Below are 17880 nucleotides of genomic sequence, written 5' to 3'. Positions count from 1 at the left end.
GAGCGGGAAAAGGAACTATTGGCAATTTTCGATGGAACGAGATATCATGAGCTCAATCTGGGAACTATATAAAATTCCGAGAGCCCTACTCCCACCTGAAAATCGACGCCTCGAACGCCCCGCCTGAGGCCCTTCCATCTGGAGACGATCTGATGCAGCCGCTGCGTAATTTTACGTTGGCAATCGCCGTCGCAGTTTCGCTTTGTTTCACTTCAGCCGCGTTTGCCCAGTTGCAAGTCGGCGCCGCCGCGATCGACGTCACGCCGCAGCAATTTCCGGTGCTGATCAACGGCAGCTTCTACAGCCGTACCGGCGAACCGACCAACATCTTTGCCCGGGCGATTGTGGTCAGCGACGGCGCTTCGCAATTGGCGATCGTCGTGACCGACAGCTGCATGCTGCCGAAAGATCTGATCGACAGCGCCAAACAATTGGCCTCAGAGCAAACGAAGATTCCGACCGATCGGATCTTGATGTCGGCGACGCATACGCACTCGGCGCCGTCGTCGATGGGTGCGCTCGGAACCGAACCTGACGAAACGTATACTCCCTATTTGCGAATCAAGTTGGCCGAAGCGATCGTCACCGCCCAGCGCAACCTGGCGCCGGCGAAAGTGGGATACGCGACCGCCGATGCGAATGAGTTCACCGCCCTGCGTCGGTGGATCTTCGCTCCTGATCAAATGGGAACCGACCCCTTCGGCAACAAGTCGATGCGAGCCCAGATGCACGCCGCCAAAAGCGGCATGGAAAAGGTCACCGGCGAATCGGGGCCGGAAGATCCGTCGCTGGCGGTGATTTCGTTCCAGTCGCCGGAAGGTCGCCCGATCGCGATGCTGGCGAACTTCTCGATGCACTATTTCGGGGGCGGCGGAGCGGCTGACTACTTTGGCGATTACTGCCGAGCGCTCGAAGCGCATTATGACCAGAAAGGCGACGACAAGCCGCCGTTCGTCGCGGTAATGTCGCACGGTTGCAGCGGCGACATCTGGCGCGTCGATTATCGCGCCGGCACCAATCAAACCTACGACGGCTTCGTCGAAGGGATGGTCGATCGTACCGAACGAGCGCTCGCCGCGATGAAGTACGATAGCGACGCGACGATCGCGATGGCCGAAACGCGCATGCGACTCAACTATCGCGTACCGAGCAACGAACGACTCACTTGGGCCAAAGGCATCTTGGCCGAAATGGGGGAACGCACCTCGCCGAAAACGCCGGCCGAAGTTTACGCGCGTGAACAGCCGATCCTGCACGAGCGGCAATCGACCGAAATCGTGCTGCAGGCGCTCCGGATCGGCGATATCGCGATCGCGACGACGCCGAACGAAACGTACGCCCTGACCGGTTTGAAGCTGAAGGCTCGCAGTCCGTTTGAGAAGACCTTTGTGATTGAACTGGCCAACGGGGGCGACGGTTATATTCCGCCGCCGGAACAGCATGTCCTGGGTGGGTACAACACCTGGGCGGCTCGCTCGGCCGGTTTGGAAGTGACCGCCGAACCGAAGATCGTCTCGGCCGATCTAAAACTACTGGAAAAAGTGACCGGCAAACCGCGTCGTGAGGCGACTCCGCCTGACAGCGTGATGGCCAAAGCGATCGCCAACTTGAAGCCGGTTCGTTACTATCCGCTTGACGAAATGGAAGGTCCGACCGTCAGCGACGCGTCGGCCAGCTATCGCGACGCGACCTACGAAGATGGCGTCGTCTTCTATCTGACCGGCGCCGATGGCCCCGCCTTCTCGACCGCCAAGCAGATCAATCGCGCCGCGCACTTCGCCGGCGGCCGCATCATCACTCGCACTCCCGAGCTGAAGGGTGATTACACCGTCAACATCTGGTGCTGGAACGGGCTCGATCTCGCCGCTCGCCCGATCGCGGGTTGGATGTTTTCTCGCGATTACGTCGACAGCGTAACGCCGGAAGGGATTCAGCTCGGGCTGGCCGGCAAAGGTGACAATGTAGGACGCGTGGTGCTGCAGCTCGGCGACCAAGACGAAGCGCAGGTCTTCGGCAAGACTCCGGTCGAGCGCTGGACCTGGCACAACGTAACGCTCGTGAAGTCTGGCGACACCGCCAAGGTTTACCTGGACGGGAAGTTGGAAATCACTGCCGACGCTTCGAAGGTCGGCTCGTTTGATCACACCTTCTTCGGCGGTCGCAGCGACAACCAATCGAATTGGGAAGGTCGCTTGGATGAGATCTCGGTCTTCGATCGCGCTTTGACCGACGCCGAAATCGCCATTCTTTCCGCCGATGGATCTGGCAAAGGCGCCGAAGTCGCTGCCACGCCGCAGCTAAGCGAAGAAGACAAGACGAAGGGTGGCCGTCACTGGGTCGACGAAAAGACGCCGGCGCCGAGATCGCCGGAAGAGGAACTCGCCGCTTTCAAAATCGAACCGGGCTACAAGATTGAACTGGTCGCGTCGGAGCCGCTGGTGATGGATCCGGTGGCGATCGCGTTCGACGCCCGCGGCCGGATGTTCGTCGCCGAGTATAGCGACTATCCGATCGGTCCTCCCGATGAAAAGGACGCTCCCCTTTCGCGGATCGTGCTGCTGGAAGATACCAATGGGGACGGCAAGCTCGACAAGCGTTCGGTCTTCGCCGACAAGCTCACCTTTTGTCATAGCCTGATGCCGTACGCCGGCGGCGTGTTGGCTTGCGCGCAAACGCAGGTGTTGCTGCTCAAGGATGAGAACGACGACGGCGTCGCCGAATCGCGCGAAGTCGTCTTCGACGGATTCGTCCCGGCGCATGCTCAAATGCAAGTCGGCAATCCGCGCTGGGGTCTCGATAACAAGATTTACTTGAATTACGGCGTCGGCAAGATCACGAAGGGTGGTAGCGACGCGCCGCCGTTCGATATGCCGCGGACCGAATTTTGGTTTCATCCGATCACTCGCGAGTTTGGTCCGGCCGCCGGGACCGGGCAGTTTGGCAACACGATTACCCAGTGGGGCGATCGTCTGTTCGTCACCAATCGCAATCCGATCATCGCCGCGCCGATGACGATGGAAGAGCTCCGCCGCAATCGCTTTTCGCCGATCTACGCGGCGCAGTACGACGTCGCTCCCTCTGGCGGCGACTCGAAGGTCTTTCCGCTGGTTGCGATGAAAAGCAACTGGCTCTCGCATGCCGGCACCCACACTTCCGCTTGCGGAACGACCGCCTATGTCGGCGACGCCCTGGGCCCGGCGATGGAAGACAGCGTCTTCGCCTGCGAGCCGATTGGTCACCTGGTGACGCGAGCCATTGTGACTCGCGACGGCGCTCGACTCACGTCGAAGCGTGCGCGTGAAGACGCTGACTTCCTGGCGGCGACCGATACCTGGTTCCGACCGGCGAGCCTGGCGAACGGTCCTGACGGCAACCTTTACCTCGCCGACATGTATCGCTTGTGGGTCGAACATCCGAAGTTCCTGCCGCCGGAAATCGCCGCTCGTCTCGATTGGCGGGCCGGGGAAGACCGCGGCCGCATCTGGCGCATTACCGCCGACAACAAGAAGTCGGTGAACAAGTACGTCATGCCGAAAACGACCGACGAGTGGGTCGCGATGCTCGGCGACAGCAACGGTTGGCGCCGTCGACTGGCGCAGCAAACGCTGGTCGAAGGACAAGTGACCGCCGCCGCGCCGGCAATCGAAAAGCTGTTCGCGGCAAGCAAATCTCCGCTCGCACGGTTGCATGCGATCTGGACCTTGGCCGGGATTGGCCAATTGAAAGATGCGACGATCAAAGCGGCGCTCACCGACGCGAATCCGCACGTCCGGGCCTCGGCCGTCGATCTGGCGAGCCAAGCGTGGAGCGACAAGCCGGAACTGCTGACCGCTGCCCTTTCCCTGGCCGACGACAAGGACCCGTTTGTCCGTTACCGTTTGGCCTTGGCGATGGGAACGACCGCCGATCCGCGTCGCGTCGAAGTGCTCGCGAAGTTGGTCGCCAGCGATGGCGCGGACGTCAACTTTGCCGATGCGATCATGACCGCGACCGAAACCTGTAGCGGAGAAGTGTTGGCGAAACTGGCCGATCCGGCCGCGGCCGATGCGATTCAAAAACGTTTGGCGAAAGTCGTCGGCGCTCGTAAGGACGAAGCTGAAACGGCGTCGCTCGTGAAGCTCGCGCTTGGTAGCCCGGCGCCCCATCAGCAACTCGTGTTGTTGGCCGGTTTGGCGGAAGGGATCAACAGCAATCCGAAGTTTGAAACGCTCTTGAAACAGAGCGGCCCGCAAGCCGAAAAGTTGACCGAACGTCTCGAAGAGGTCGCCCTCGGCGATGCTGAGCCGCTGGCCGATCGCCGCGAAGCGATCTTGCTGCTCGCTCGGTTCTCGTCGGTTGGAGACGACTTCTTCGCCGACTTGCTCCATCCCCGCTTTCCTCCCCAGGTGCAGTTGGCGGCGATCGACGCCCTCGGCGGCGGGCTCAACGACAAGCGAGCCCAAGTCTTGCTGACCGCGTGGACCGAGATGGAACCGCAGTCGCACGAAGCGGTCTTGGCTCACTTGCTGAAAAGCCAGCTCGGCGTCGAAAGCCTCTTCGCCGCGATCAAAGGGGGCAAGGTCTCGGCGTCGGCGGTCAGCTTGGATCACCAGCGAGCGCTGCATGAACATCGCAACGAAGCGATCCGTAAGGCGGCCGCCGAAGTTTTCGGCAAAGCGGCTTCGACCGATCGTGACGCGGTTCTCGCCGCCTACGAAGAAGCTCCTCGCACTATCGGCAGCGCTGTCGCTGGTCGCGAAGTCTTTTTAAAGAACTGTGCGAAGTGCCATGTTGCGACCGAAGAGTCAGGCCGCAGCGTTGGGCCGGATCTGGCCGACTCGCTGAATCGTCCGCGGGAGGCGATCCTGTACGACATCCTCAACCCGAGCGGCAAAGTCGAGCCGAAGTACGCGGCGAGCCAGATTCTGACCCTCAGCGGGCAATCGTACATCGGCATCGTCGCTAGCCAGTCTGGCGAGTCGATCGTCCTGCAACTGGCCGACGGCAAACTGCAAGAGACGCCGCGGAGCGAGATCGATCTCTTCCAAACGAGCGAAAAGTCGCTGATGCCGGAAGGAATGGAAAAAGAGATCAACGTCACCGACATGGCGAACCTGCTCGAGTTTTTGAAGTCGCCGTTGCCGAAGAAGTAGGTCGCAAGAGGACGGACTGCGGCAGTCTTCCTGTAGGGTGCGTTTGGACGCACCAGGAACCTGCCGCGGTGGACGATTGTTTTCCTGCGTGGTAACGCAACGTATCGGTCGGCGTCACTGCGTTGCCACGCAATGGTAGCCGGCTGCATAGGCAGGTTCGCGGTGCGTCTAGACGGCCCCAACCCTTCTGCTGGTCTCTGATGCATTCATGGGCTCCGATTTGATCTCCCCTGTGACGCCGATGCCCTGATGGCTGGCACTATAGGGGCCAATTGGTGGCATATTCTCCCCTAGGCGACTCTACGGGAAATACGGATTGCCCTTCCGAGACGACTGGTCTACTATGTAGCCGCCACCCTGTCCGGAAGAAGAGAGACGCAATGTCTTCAGACACCAAGCAAAAGATTATCGAAGCCGCGAGTTTGGCGATGGTCGCCAAAAGCTACAACGGCTGCGGTTTGAACGAGATTCTCAAAGAGGCCGGCGTGCCGAAAGGCTCCTTCTATCACTTCTTTAAGTCGAAGGAAGAGCTGGGGATCGCGGTCGTCGAGAACTCTTCGGATGCGGCGGTGCAGATGCTTCGTCAACGCTTGTCCGATCGTTCGCTCTCGCCGGTCGAGCGCTTGCGCGGCTACTATCTTTGGGCCCGCGAACATCTCACTTCCGTCGGTTTTCGCCGAGAATGCTTGATTCCCAAGCTAGCCCTGGAAATCGGCGCCCTCAGTCCGCCGATGCGTGCGGCGGTTCGCTGCGGTTGGGATCAATGGCGATCGATCATTGCGCAATGTGTGCGTGAAGGACAAGAAGCGGGCGAAATCGATCCGAACCAGGACGCCGAAAAGCTGTCCGACTTCATGATTTCGGCGTTCGAGGGCGTTTTGATCCGCGCCCAGGTCAACAACGACGTCAAACCGATCGACGAATTCCTCCATTTCGTGTTCGAAGTGCTAATTCCCAAGCGAACCTGAAACCTTCCATTTCCCTCTGCATCCAAACAGAGACGACTGGTCTACTGGATTACCTGGAGATACCCGTATGAAACGTTCTACGCTCCCCCTTTTGGCCCTGTTGGCGATAGGAATCGCCCCAGCGGCCCAGGCGCAAATGCCGCCGGTGTCGGTTCGTGCCGTTCCAGTTGAGCTGCGACAAGTTCAGCCGCATCACCGCTTCACCGGCAGTCTCCGGGCGGTCGCTCGCGGCAGCGTCGCGGCGCTGGAAGATGGCCGCGTGCTGGAGGTGACCGTTCGCGAAGGCGCCGCGGTCGAAAAAGGGGACGTCATCGCGATCGTCGACTCACGGCGACTCGAAGCCCAACAAGGCGAACTTCAGGCGATGCTGCAAACGGCGCAGGCCCTCGTTTCGCAGCGCGAAGCGGAATTGCGGCAAACGAAGCTCGACCTGCAGCGTTCGCACAGCCTGGTCGGTCACAATGCGATTTCGCAGCAGGAACATGAACACAACGAAACCGAAGTCGCCGTCGCCGAAGCTCGCCTGGCGACCGATTCGCGCCGCATCGCCGAAATCGAACGACAGCTCGAACTGATGCATGTGCGACTCGACGATACGACGGTTCGCGCTCCTTACAACGCCCAGGTGATCGAGCGTCTAGCGCAGCCCGGCGAATGGATCAAAGCAGGCGAACCGTTCGTCACGCTCGTTTCGACCGGCGAGATCGAAGCGTGGCTCGAAATCCCGGAACGCTACGCCGGCGTCCTGAGCCAATACGCCGAGAAACCGGCGGTGAAAATTGTCGGCAGCGACAAGCAATATAACGCTACCTCGGCCAAGCGGGTCAATGAAGTTCATCCCCGCACGCGGACGTTCCAATTTGTCGTCATGCTCGACGACGCCGAGGGAGAGCTTTCGCCTGGTATGTCGGTTGACGCCTGGTTGCCGATCGGCCCGGCTCAGAACGACTTGACCGTTCCCAAGGATGCGGTCGTTCGCTCCGGCGGATCGACCTACGTCTACAAAGCGGTCGAAGGAGAAAAAGGCGCCACCGCCGTTCGCCAGCCGATTCAGGTGAAGTTTGAGACCGGCAATTGGGTCGTAGTCGAAGCGATCGGGCTGATGCCTGGCGATATGGTAATCATCGAAGGGAACGAGCGACTCTTCCCGAACACGCCGATCGCCGTGACCGAAGTGAAAGGGCCCGCCCTACAGGCCGAAATGAAAACGGGTCGCCAGCCGCTGTAACGTTGCGGCGAATGTGACGAACTTCTTCCTACACTTCTAGGCTGGATCCCGATGAACTTAATTCAGATGTCGGTCAAACAACCGATTACCGTGGCGGTCGGCGTCATCCTGTCGGTCATGGCCGGCTTGATCGCCTTCTCTCGCGTGCCGATTCAGATGACGCCGGAGGTCCAGTCGGTCGTCATTTCGGTCAGCACGTTTTGGGAAAACGCTTCAGCGCAAGAGATCGAAAGCGACGTCATCGAAGAGCAGGAAAAGCGGCTCGGCGATCTGGCGGGGCTCGTCTCGATGACCAGCACCAGCCAGCCGGGGAGCGGACAGATCCGGCTCGAGTTTCAAACCGGCACCAACATCGACGAAGCGATGTCGGAAGTCGATCAAAAGCTGTCGGAAGTTCCTGGCTATCCCGCTGGCGTCGACCAACCGCAGATCGAGGACTTCGATCCGGAGTCGGTCGACTACATCTCGTGGATTGGGCTCGCTTCGACCGATCCCAATTTCGACGCGACGACGCTGTACGACTTTATGGAGCGTCGCCTTCGTCCGCGGTTTGAACGGATCAAAGGGGTGTCTCAGGTCGGCATTCGCGGCGCCCGTGAGATGGAAGTTCAGGTTCGCGTCAATCCAACGGCCCTCGCCCAGCGCGGCATTACCTACAGCGAACTCGTCCACGCGCTGGAGATGAACAACGGCAACTACTCCGGCGGCAAACTGCCGGATGGAAAGAGCGATATCCGCGTGCGTATGGTCGGTCGTTTCCGTGATCCGGGTTGGGTAGAAAGCCTGGTGATTCGCCGCGAAGCGAGCGGTCCGATCTACCTGCGCGACGTCGCCGAAGTGGTTGAAACGCACAAGGAAATGACCGAGTGGGTTCGGGCCCGCGGTCAGCGGATGCCGTTCTTCAACTTCATGCTCGAAAGCGGCGGCAACTTGCTCGAAACGATGGGCGCCATCAATGATGAAGTCGCCCGGCTCAACGCCCCTGGCGGCGTGCTTGAACAAGAAGCGAAAGAGCTGGGCGTGAACGGCACGTTTGAATTGGTGCCGACTTATGACGCTTCGACCTACGTCGTCGACGCGATCGATCTGGTGCAAAGCAACATCATCGTCGGCGGTTTGTTGGCGGTGATGACGCTGCTGTTGTTCTTGCGTTCGCTCCGCACGATCGGCGTGATCGCGATTGCGATTCCGATCTCGACCGTCGTCGCGGTGGTGGTGATGGTGATGCTCGGCCGAACGATGAATATCATCTCGCTCGCCGGGATGGCGTTCGCCGTCGGGATGGTGGTCGACAATGCGATTGTGGTGATCGAAAACATCTTCCGCCACCTGGAAATGGGGAAACCGCCGAAGCAAGCGGCGATGGAAGGAACGCAGGAAGTGGCGACCGCCGTGTTGGCGTCGACCCTGACGACGATCGTGGTCTTCTTCCCGATCCTGCTGATTGAAGAGCAAGCGGGGCAACTTTTCCGCGACATCGCGATCGCCATCATGGCGGCGGTCGGCGTCAGCTATATTGTCTCGATTACGGTGATTCCAGCTGCGGCGGGACAATGGCTCTCGGCCAAGCGTCCAGCGAAAGAGCAATCGCCCGCGGTTGCCGAAGCGAACGACAAAGCGAAAAAGAAAAACGGCTTCGTCGCTTTCCTCCAGATGGCGACTGATCTGCCGGCGATTGTCGGTGGGATCGTCTATGGATTGACCGGCAGTTGGTTCTCGCGGCTCGCGGTGATCGGCGTGTTTGCGGTGGTGACGGTCGTCGGCACGTGGCTGTTGATTCCGCCGCTCGACTACTTGCCGGTCGGCAATCGCAACATCGTATTCGGTTTGTTGATTCCCCCGCCCGGCTACAACGTCGATCAGTTGTCGGAACTGGGCGAGCGGATGGAAGAAGTGATCAAACCGGCGTGGGAAGCGGCCGGCGACAAGTTCGGCGCTGAAGCGGTTGTTCGCGGCAGCGAATGGAACGGCGAAGATAACCGCGTCGCTCATCCCCTGTACGGAACTGGGGAAATGGTGACTCCGCCGCCGCTCGATCATTACTTCCTGGTGGCGTGGGATGGTCGCGTCTTCCAGGCAGGGATCTCGAAAGATAAGAAACGGGTCGTCGACGCGTTGCCGCTGATGAACGCCGCGGCCGCCGGGGCGAACGCGCCGGACGTGATCAACTTCGCCTTTCAAATGCCGCTCTTCCGCGTCGGCGGGACGACCGGTTCGGCGATCAAGATTGACCTGGTCGGGGACGACTTGGACAAAGTGGCGAATTCGGCCGGCGCGCTGTTCGGTGCGCTTGCGCAGCAGTATGGTCCGATGTCGGTCACGCCGGAGCCAGCGAACTTTTCGCTCCCAACGCCGGAATTGCGGGTGACGCCGAACACCGAACGTCTGCAAGACGTCGGAATGGAACAGAGCGATCTCGGCCTGGCGGTCGCCGCCAACGGGGACGGCATCATGCTGGTCCGTGCGTTTGACGTCGGGGGCGAATTGAAAGACTTGAAGATCGTCACGCAGGACGCACTGCTGGGCGACCCGATCTACGCGCTGCACAACTCGCCGATTGCGACGCCAGAGGGTCGCGTGGTCGACCTGCAAAGTTTGGCGAAGGTTGAACGGGTTGAAGCGGCCGACCAGATCAAACACTCCGACCGTCAACGCGCCGTGACGCTGCAGTTCACGCCGCCGACCGGCGTGCCGCTACAAGCGGCGATCGAGCAAGTTGATCAAATCGTCGCTGGGATGCGTGAGTCAGGCGCGATTCCGCAGAACGTCGCGGTGAACATGGCCGGTTCGGCCGGGCAGCTGGCGCAGATTCGGACCGCGCTGATGGGAGACGGCACGCTGATCGGTACGCTCAGCAGTTCTTTGTTCCTCGCGCTTTTGATCGTTTACCTGTTGATGGTGGTGCTGTTCCAAAGCTGGAGCTATCCGCTGGTGATCATGGTGAGCGTGCCGCTCGCTTTGCTCGGCGGTTTCGCCGGCTTGGCGCTGGTCCATCACTGGAGCGTCGTCGACCGCTACATGCCGATTCAGAACATGGACGTGCTGACGATTCTCGGCTTCGTGATCTTGGCTGGGGTCGTGGTGAACAACGCGATTCTGATCGTTTACCAAACGATCAACATTCTGAATGGACGTTCGGAAGAAGGGGAAGACACGTCGCATTACACGCCGCGGGAAGCGATCGCCAAAAGCGTCGAAAGCCGCGTTCGCCCGATCTTGATGAGTACGCTCACGTCGGTCGGCGGCATGTTGCCGCTGGTGCTGATGCCGGGTTCCGGCAGCGAACTTTATCGCGGCCTTGGCGCCGTGGTGGTCGGTGGGCTGGTCGTCTCGACGATCTTCACCATGGTCCTGGTGCCGATCCTCTTGAGCGTGCTGTTCGACCTGAGTCCGCCGAAGAAGGAAGACGAAGCGGTCGCGATTTAAGAATTCTGAGCAGGCGCACGTCCGCCGCTCCTCAGGCGGTCTTCTTGGTGGGAGAAGACCGCCTTTTTTCGTGTTTAAGCCGAGCGTCTACGATCCAACGCTGGCAGACGCTTTGAGCGAAGCCCCGCCGCCAAAGTCGTTCGCCAGGAGAATCTGCCCTTTGTTGATTACGACTCCTTGCGCCGGGTCTTCCTTCAGTAGCACCGCCCCATCGAGATCGACGTAGTCGAGCAGCGGCGCTAAGTGCGCTGCGGCGCTGATGCCGATTGAGCTTTCGATCATGCAGCCGACCATCGTTCGTAGTCCCAAGCGACGGGCCAGCCGCAACATTCGCAGCCCCGGCGTCAGGCCGCCGCATTTGCAGAGCTTGACGTTGATCCCGTGGAAGAAGCCTTCGCACCGGACGACGTCTTCCTCGACCTGGCAGTTCTCGTCCGCCAAGATTGGCAGGGCCGAGTGTTTATAAACGTCGCGGCGATCTTCGGCGGGGGCGTCGTTCGGTAGCGGTTGTTCGATGAACTCGACTCCCAGCTCCGCCAGTTCGTGGGAGTAAGCGATCGTCTGCTTCACGCTCCAGCCGCAGTTGGCGTCGACGCGGAAGGTGGCGTCGGTTTGTTCACGCAGAGCGCGAACGATCGCCAGGTCGTCCTTGGCGCCCAGCTTGATCTTGTAGACCGACCAGCCGGGGCGTTCGTTCAACTTGGCGACCATCGTCTCGATGGTGTCGATGCCGATCGTGTAGCTCGAGGCGGGAACGTCGTTCCACTCCAGCCCCCATTGCTTGTAAAGGGGAAGACCCGCCTTGCGAGCCGCCAGGTCATGCGCCGCCATATCGATCGCACTGAGGGCGAACATATTCTGCAGACGTTTCTTGGCGAGCGGCCAGACTTCTTCCGGCGTTTGGTTGGCGTACAAATCGAGCAGGTCTTCCGCGCCCAGCAGCGCGGCGCTCATCGCGTCGATCGTGTGCCCGTAGAAGCTGTTCTCGGTCACTTCGCCGAAGCCGGAAACGCCATCCTCTTCCAGTTCGACCACCATACTGTTCTGGAAGTTGATCGAACCGCGGGAAATGGTGAACTCATGCTGCAGCGGCAACTGCAGCCGGTGGAGCGTCATCTTCATTAGGCCAGCACCTCTTCGCGAAGTTTCAGGGCGGCTTCGACTAGTTCGGCGGCGCCGGTTCGGTAGACGTCGCAGACCGGCAGTTGGAATTCCTGCCGCGCTCGTTCCAGTTCGGCCATCGCCTCGTCTTGGCTCAGGGTACGGGTGTTGACCGCGACGCCGATGATGCGGCAGGGATGACGCAGGTTCGAGACCACTTCGTACGCCTTCAGCAGCTCTTGATGCGTACGGAGCGGAATGTCCTGCAGCCCTTTCACGTGCTCGCGGCCTGCTTCGTAGCAGTAGATCAAGCCGTCGGGCGCCGCGCCATGCAGCAGTCCGGCGGTGACGGCCGAGTAGGCGGGATGCGAAATGCTCCCCTGCCCTTCGATCAGCAGGAAGTCATGCTCTTCGTTCTGGCGGATGAAGCGTTCGATCGTGCCGTTCACAAAGTCGGCGACGACGCAGTCGATCGGCACGCCGATGCCGGAGATCATGATCCCGGTTTGACCGGTCGCGATGAAGGCGGTGCTGTGCCCGCGGTCGCGCAGTCCCTTGTCCACTTCGAGCGAAGCGACCATCTTGCCAAGGCTGCAGTCCTGGCCGACGGCGTGAATGCGCACGCACCCTTTGCGGAACGGCTGCCCGGAGGCGATCTGGCGATAGCGATTGCGGCGAACGTCGATCAGCCGCGAACCGCTTTCTTCGGCCGCTTGGACCAGTTCCGGATCGTCGATCAAAAAGTCGTGGAGCCCCGAGACGACGTCGATGTTCCGGCGGATCGCTTCCAGCAGGATCGGCCGCCACGCGGGGGGAAGATTGCCGCCGGGAGGAGCGATGCCGATATAAACCGCGTCGGCGTCGGGAACTTGCGCAAGGTCAGCGACCAGCGGAACGTCGCCGCCGGTGTTGAAGACTTCCTGGGCGGTCTTGGCCTGAACGTTCGATTCCAGCACGGCGGCGATGTCGGCGGTTCGGTACCGCAGCATGCTGATCGCCGTTTTGGCGAGAAACGGGGAGGAAAAGCCGTCGGTCAGCAAAACGATCCGGTGGTGATCTCGCAGGCGATGTTCGGCCGATTCGCAGGCGGCTTCGGAAATAGCGGCGGTATTCATATCCAAGGCTCAAGGACCAAGAAGTTCATGACAAAGCGTCGATAGATGATCGTATCTCGGGCCGCTTCCAATTAAAATGCGCAGTCGCGCACAAAGATATCAAAATTGCGCAGACCGCCGTCGACGGAGGTTGGCGTTCCGCTTGTTGGGGTAAGCAGTGGTGCTGGAAAACTATCGCCGCGTGGCGGTCTTAATTGAAACGGATGATAGCTGGGGGCGGAGCGTCGTCGAAGCGGTCGGCCAATTCGCCCGACAGCAGCATTGGCGCCTGCTGATCGCTCCCCGCGATTCGCAAAACCGGATGCGGTTGCCGAAAAAGTGGGAAGGAGACGGCGTGATCGTCCATCTTCGCACCCGAGCGCTGGCGACCCACTTGCGGCGGGTCGGTTTGCCGACGGTCGACGTTTCGCAGATGCTGCCGTCGGAAAACTGGCTCGGCCGCGTCGCGACCGACGACGAGCGTCGCGCCCACCTGGCAGTGACGCATTTGCGTCAGTTGGGACTGAAGCACTTCGCTTGTTACGCGCCGCCGCTGGGACGCTATAACGATCAGCGCGTCGAGATCTTCGCTCGGCTGCTGAAAGAAGCAGGCTTCGCTTGTTCGATCTTCGGCTCGAAGGAAGTCCGCCAAGGTTGGGCCGTCGATCATCAGCATGTGATGCAATGGCTCAGCAAGCTTCCGCGACCGTTGGGAGTCTTCGCCGCCGATCCTTACCCGGCGCGGCAGCTTGCCGAGATCTGCGATCTCGGCGGAATCCGCGTGCCGGATGAGGTGGCGATTTTGGCGGGCGATGATGACGATCTCCTTTGCAACCTGGCCTGGCCGCGACTATCGGCGATCCAGCTTGGCTGTCATGCACTGGGAACGGAAGCGTCGAAGCTGCTCTTGAAGCTGATGAACGGCGGCGCGATTCCGGCCAAGCCGAAGCTGATCGCACCGATTCAAGTTCGTCAGCGGCACTCGACCGATATGCTGGCGATCGCCGACAGCGAGTTGCTCGCGATCTTGCGCTACATCCGCGAGCATGCCGATCAGGGACTGCAAGTGAAACAACTGATCCGTGAGTTCCCAATCAGCCGCCGATCGTTGGAACAACGCTTTCGCGAACAACTGGGGCGCTCGCCGGCCGAAGAAATCCGCCGGGTGCGTCTGGAACGGGCCAAAGGGATGCTGCTGGAATCAAGTCTATCGATCGCCGAGATCGCCAGGCTCTGCGGCTTCGCCTCAAGCGCCCACTTCGCGACCGCCTTTCAAAAACAACATGGCGCCACGCCGACAGGTTGGCGCGGGGAGCATGCGTAAGCGAGTGATCGCTTCAGTTTAAGTGCGCCGTTTATATATCGAGTTCAAACGAGCTCTTCGTCAAAAAGAAGCTGCTAATCTGTCCGGGATGGGACGATTGAGTATCGTTCAACAACTTTTCCAACTTCTTCATATGGCTCTTATGAGCCGGTTCCGCAATACTTGCGGCGGAGTTAAACCATAGTTTGAAAGGATTTCCAACTTCAGGATTCTTGCTCCGCTTGGATGCTGATCCGATTCGAGAATCGAGCAGCGCTTGGACCACGTCCAGGTCAGGATTCTCGTGGGCGCCGTTGCCGCAAAAGATATAGTGGTCTGCGGTAATTCGCTTGCCGAAGTCGGCGTGCCAATTGTGTTCGCTGCCGTGATGTTGGACTTTCAATACGTTCACATGCAAGCCCTTACCGGAAACCAGTTTTCCAGTCTCTTCCAGACCATCGAGAATGTCCTGCCAATGACCATCGCCGGTCAGAAGGACCGTTCCGCCGTTCTCCTCCTCAAGATGGAACATCAGCGAAGCCAAATTCGGGAGTGTGACGTTTTCGCGGTTTCCGAGTTCCGAGGCCTGGGCGAAGATTGGACCCAATACTTCGTGAAGGTCGGAATTTCCCAGTCGATCTTCGTCCTGCTTGCTTTTTCGCCGAATGCCAGCGAGTTGGTCTTTCGCCGTTTGAGTTCTGAGCCAAGCGTTCCACTCCGTTCGCAGGTTTTTTAAGTCTTCCGCGAAGGGGCCGATTACCGTGAAGTTTAACTTGCCGATGGTTAATGGATCCGGCGGATCGCAGACGAACATCAGCCCATGATCGAATTCAGGATTGACTGCGACGTTCAATTGTTTGTTCCCCAAACGCCGCGATAAGCGAACCGCCTCTCCCTTGGAAAACGCAATCTCGGCGTACTCCTCGGCAGCCTCTTGTGCGAATTTTTTGGGAATCAGCGTGAGCGCTCGCGCGCGAGCGGCGAGCATATCCTCGATTGAACCAGCGTTCTTCCCAAGTTGTTCGTGGAACGCATTGTTCCAGACGCGATCAAAATCGGGGGGCCGGGGAACCTTTGGCTTCTTGACATGGGCGTTGCCGTTCTGCGACTGGAAGTCGTAGATCCGCCAGGCGATGAGATCGTCAGTCATCTTCAGGACGCCTGCGATGTGGTCCTGATCAATGTGGGATACATACACTGCATCAAGCCGATGGCCCGCTTGCTGGAGCTTTCCAAGTGCCGGCGCCACATGCTCTTTATACGATGACGACATTCCGCCATCGACCAAGACTCGCTTGCCGTCAACGCTGGTTATGAGCAAGCAGTCCCCTTTGTCGGACTGAAATACTTGAAGTTTCACGTTACGTCCTCCACCCGGCTGAGTTGTCGGACTTCCGCCAAACAAGCCTCTGGGTCAATCACGCCGTAACCGGCGTCGTTTTTCCAACTGAAGTCTGCATTAGGGAGTGGGCGGGCGGTGCGCTGCAGGATGCCGCGAATTTGGGAGGCGGTTAGACGGGGATTTTCCGCCAGCATCAATCCCGCTACGCCGCAAGCGTAAGGACTCGCCATGCTAGTGCCGGTCATGCTGATCCACTGTTCGTCGTCCTCGAAATTAAATCCAAGGGCAGCGACGATGTCTGTGCCGGGCGCCGCAAGATCCGGTTTCGGCCGGTTGTCGCGCGTTGGTCCTTGACTGCTGGAAATGTTGATTCGTTGACGGCGTTCGTCAAGATTGGCAATCGACAGAACCTGCTCGCCGCACCCGAGCGAACTGACGGAGGAATTGTCGACATTGGAAGATTCCGCAAAGAACGAAGGAAAACGCCAAGCTGACGCTTGGCCGAGCGGACCCAACTCCACAGGATCGTCGCGTTCGATCCAGCCATGATATCGACCGTCTCGAACGTCAATTCCATGCAAGCGAACTTGCCATTCGCCGGGGGTGACTCCAACAACCTGGGCGCTTGACAAAAATGGAGACAAAAATACGCCAATATAGTTGGCGCCGTTCGCGGGATGATAGATTTCGTTGTAAACGCTCAAGAAGCTCTTATCGGTTAGCTGGCGGTTTTCTACGAATTGACCCGGCTGAATCGGGCCAATCCAGTCTCCTCCGGGAGGCTTAATTGAAACGGCAAATCGATCGGCTGCGCTATACCAGATCTCGAGCTCATTTTCCGAGACGTCGACTGCGCCATTACCGACAACAACCCAGTTGATGTCATTGACGAGGCCCCGCGCCGCGATTTGACCGCTTGTATGAATTCGGCCCATGATGAATCCAATGTCATCGGCGCTTTCCGCCGCTTCCTGTCCAGCGTTCCCCGCCGCAACCGTAATCGATTTTCCCGGCGTCGTTAGGACATGTTCCAGCCAGCGACTAACAGCGCTGCTTCCATCGTGTGCATGTCCATTGGTGCCCAGGCTGATGTTGATGGAAATCGGCAATGAGTCGAGATTCTGTTCCTGTCGAATCTTTTCTCCAACGCTCAGGAGATATTCGACGGCGTGGGCAATACGCGTCGAATCGTAAAATGAGCGTCGCCGATCCAAATCTTCGCGAGGGAGGTCAATCAACACTCCCGCAAGATAGGCGTTACGGCAAACGCCTCGGTTGCCTGCGGCGATGCTGGCGACATGCGTACCGTGCGATCCATGTTGCATGGAGGACTGCGGCTCAAGTATTTGCGGAGCAAGGCCTTGGCTCGGGCTTGCCGCAATCGCCGCGTCCATGTTGCTTTTCGTTATTTCCGAGCCAAATGAGAAGTCGGCGGGACTTGGACGCGTTGTTCCCCCTTGATCCCAGATGCTGATAAAGCGCGTTTTGCCCGAGTCATCGAGGAAGTCGGGATGTGCGAAGTCGAAACCTTCGACGTCAATAATTCCAATCAGTACGTTCTTGCCCCCATCTGCGCCAAAGCGCCGCAGCGTCTTTGCCGGAGCGGAGACTTTCCCCAGCGAAACGCTGGGCCGCGGATGCTTGAGCGTTTCGCCCATTTCTATGCGAACGACCGCGTTTTGAGCGGCGATGTTTGGCAGATCAGATACTGCGACTTCGAGCGTCGCCAATCGGCCGCGTTCCGCCGTCACTTGCTTCGATGTGATTCCGGAAATTGACTTTACGCTGACTTCTCCACCACGAGCGCTATCTCGCTCGACAAAAACGCTTACGTGTACTTCGTCCGACAACTCTTTTAACGATCCCCGCCTTGCTTTTGCAGATACGGGAGGAGGCGTGGTCGCCATCTGGATCATCAGTTGGCTAGGAGGCGAAACGGTACTTATCGCGTACGACGGAGCCATCTGCACAGCGGGGCTAAAATCGGATCGCATCTCATTTACTTCCGCACTGCCGTTCGCCACCATTCGCAGCTTCGGATCTATTTTGCGAAAACCGACGCCCAATCGAGGAGTTTTTGAAGCCATTGAGAACGTCCCTCATCTCGGAATCGTATGCCGACATGCCCAGCAATTATAAAGGTTCTAGTAGTCGATTGAAGTAAGTAGAGTTGCAAAATTGTAAACGCATGGAAACTATGCAGAATGTGATCGATCTATTCGGCGCCAATGTTTGAGACATCGCGTGTTGTCAGTACTGCATCTGCGATTCCCGATGCCACTGACG

9 protein-coding genes are annotated in these 17880 nt (G+C 59.2%); 5 read left to right on the top strand and 4 right to left on the bottom strand.

The genetic code is table 11. From position 1 onward, the window contains the following. The first annotated feature begins 152 nt into the window (after positions 1-152). The 4 genes from LOC68_RS02745 (at position 153) to LOC68_RS02730 (ending at position 10754) form a co-directional block, all read left to right on the top strand. The gene (locus tag LOC68_RS02745) at positions 153-5132 is read left to right on the top strand and encodes a PVC-type heme-binding CxxCH protein (protein ID WP_230215413.1); all 4980 of its coding nucleotides are present in this window, start codon (positions 153-155) and stop codon (positions 5130-5132) included. A 380-nt stretch (positions 5133-5512) separates the two neighbouring features. Then, positions 5513-6100 (top strand): TetR/AcrR family transcriptional regulator, encoded by a 588-nt coding sequence (locus tag LOC68_RS02740; protein ID WP_230215411.1) that lies wholly within the window; start codon positions 5513-5515, stop codon positions 6098-6100. 67 nt (positions 6101-6167) lie between these two features. Then, positions 6168-7328: an efflux RND transporter periplasmic adaptor subunit gene (locus tag LOC68_RS02735; protein ID WP_230215409.1), complete on the top strand. Its 1161-nt coding sequence runs from the start codon at positions 6168-6170 to the stop codon at positions 7326-7328. Between the two features lie 51 nt (positions 7329-7379). Beyond that, entirely contained in the window at positions 7380-10754 is a 3375-nt protein-coding gene (locus LOC68_RS02730; RefSeq protein ID WP_230215407.1) for an efflux RND transporter permease subunit, read from the top strand. A gap of 87 nt (positions 10755-10841) precedes the next feature. On the opposite strand, the gene LOC68_RS02725 is transcribed toward LOC68_RS02730, so the two are convergent. After that, complete coding sequence (locus LOC68_RS02725; protein WP_230215404.1) at positions 10842-11876, bottom strand: dipeptide epimerase; 1035 nt, start codon at positions 11874-11876, stop codon at positions 10842-10844. Continuing rightward, positions 11876-12970 (bottom strand): DUF1611 domain-containing protein, encoded by a 1095-nt coding sequence (locus LOC68_RS02720; protein WP_230215402.1) that lies wholly within the window; start codon positions 12968-12970, stop codon positions 11876-11878. Before LOC68_RS02720 ends, LOC68_RS02725 begins: the two co-directional genes overlap by 1 nt. A 181-nt stretch (positions 12971-13151) precedes the next feature. Here LOC68_RS02720 and LOC68_RS02715 point away from each other — a divergent pair, with 181 nt between their 5' ends. After that, positions 13152-14273, top strand: coding sequence for an AraC family transcriptional regulator (locus LOC68_RS02715; RefSeq protein WP_230215400.1), 1122 nt, complete (start codon positions 13152-13154; stop codon positions 14271-14273). A 31-nt stretch (positions 14274-14304) separates the two neighbouring features. On the opposite strand, the gene LOC68_RS02710 is transcribed toward LOC68_RS02715, so the two are convergent. Both LOC68_RS02710 and LOC68_RS02705 read right to left on the bottom strand, forming a co-directional pair. Then, positions 14305-15612: an MBL fold metallo-hydrolase gene (locus LOC68_RS02710; RefSeq protein ID WP_230215398.1), complete on the bottom strand. Its 1308-nt coding sequence runs from the start codon at positions 15610-15612 to the stop codon at positions 14305-14307. Continuing rightward, positions 15609-17510, bottom strand: coding sequence for a S8 family serine peptidase (locus LOC68_RS02705; protein ID WP_230215391.1), 1902 nt, complete (start codon positions 17508-17510; stop codon positions 15609-15611). Before LOC68_RS02705 ends, LOC68_RS02710 begins: the two co-directional genes overlap by 4 nt. Between the last annotated feature and the right edge of the window lie 370 nt (positions 17511-17880).

It is taken from the genome of Blastopirellula sediminis (genome assembly GCF_020966755.1).
Classification (GTDB): Bacteria; Planctomycetota; Planctomycetia; order Pirellulales; family Pirellulaceae; genus Blastopirellula; species Blastopirellula sediminis.
Note: the sequence above shows the minus strand (reverse complement) of the source record. Positions and strands in the feature narration are given on the sequence as shown.

Coding starts and splice junctions, on each gene's coding strand:
- LOC68_RS02745 (WP_230215413.1), top strand. CDS start 153: ATGCAGCCGCTGCGTAATTTTACGTTGGCAATCGCCGTCGCAGTTTCG.
- LOC68_RS02740 (WP_230215411.1), top strand. CDS start 5,513: ATGTCTTCAGACACCAAGCAAAAGATTATCGAAGCCGCGAGTTTGGCG.
- LOC68_RS02735 (WP_230215409.1), top strand. CDS start 6,168: ATGAAACGTTCTACGCTCCCCCTTTTGGCCCTGTTGGCGATAGGAATC.
- LOC68_RS02730 (WP_230215407.1), top strand. CDS start 7,380: ATGAACTTAATTCAGATGTCGGTCAAACAACCGATTACCGTGGCGGTC.
- LOC68_RS02725 (WP_230215404.1), bottom strand. CDS start 11,876: ATGAAGATGACGCTCCACCGGCTGCAGTTGCCGCTGCAGCATGAGTTC.
- LOC68_RS02720 (WP_230215402.1), bottom strand. CDS start 12,970: ATGAATACCGCCGCTATTTCCGAAGCCGCCTGCGAATCGGCCGAACAT.
- LOC68_RS02705 (WP_230215391.1), bottom strand. CDS start 17,510: ATGATCCAGATGGCGACCACGCCTCCTCCCGTATCTGCAAAAGCAAGG.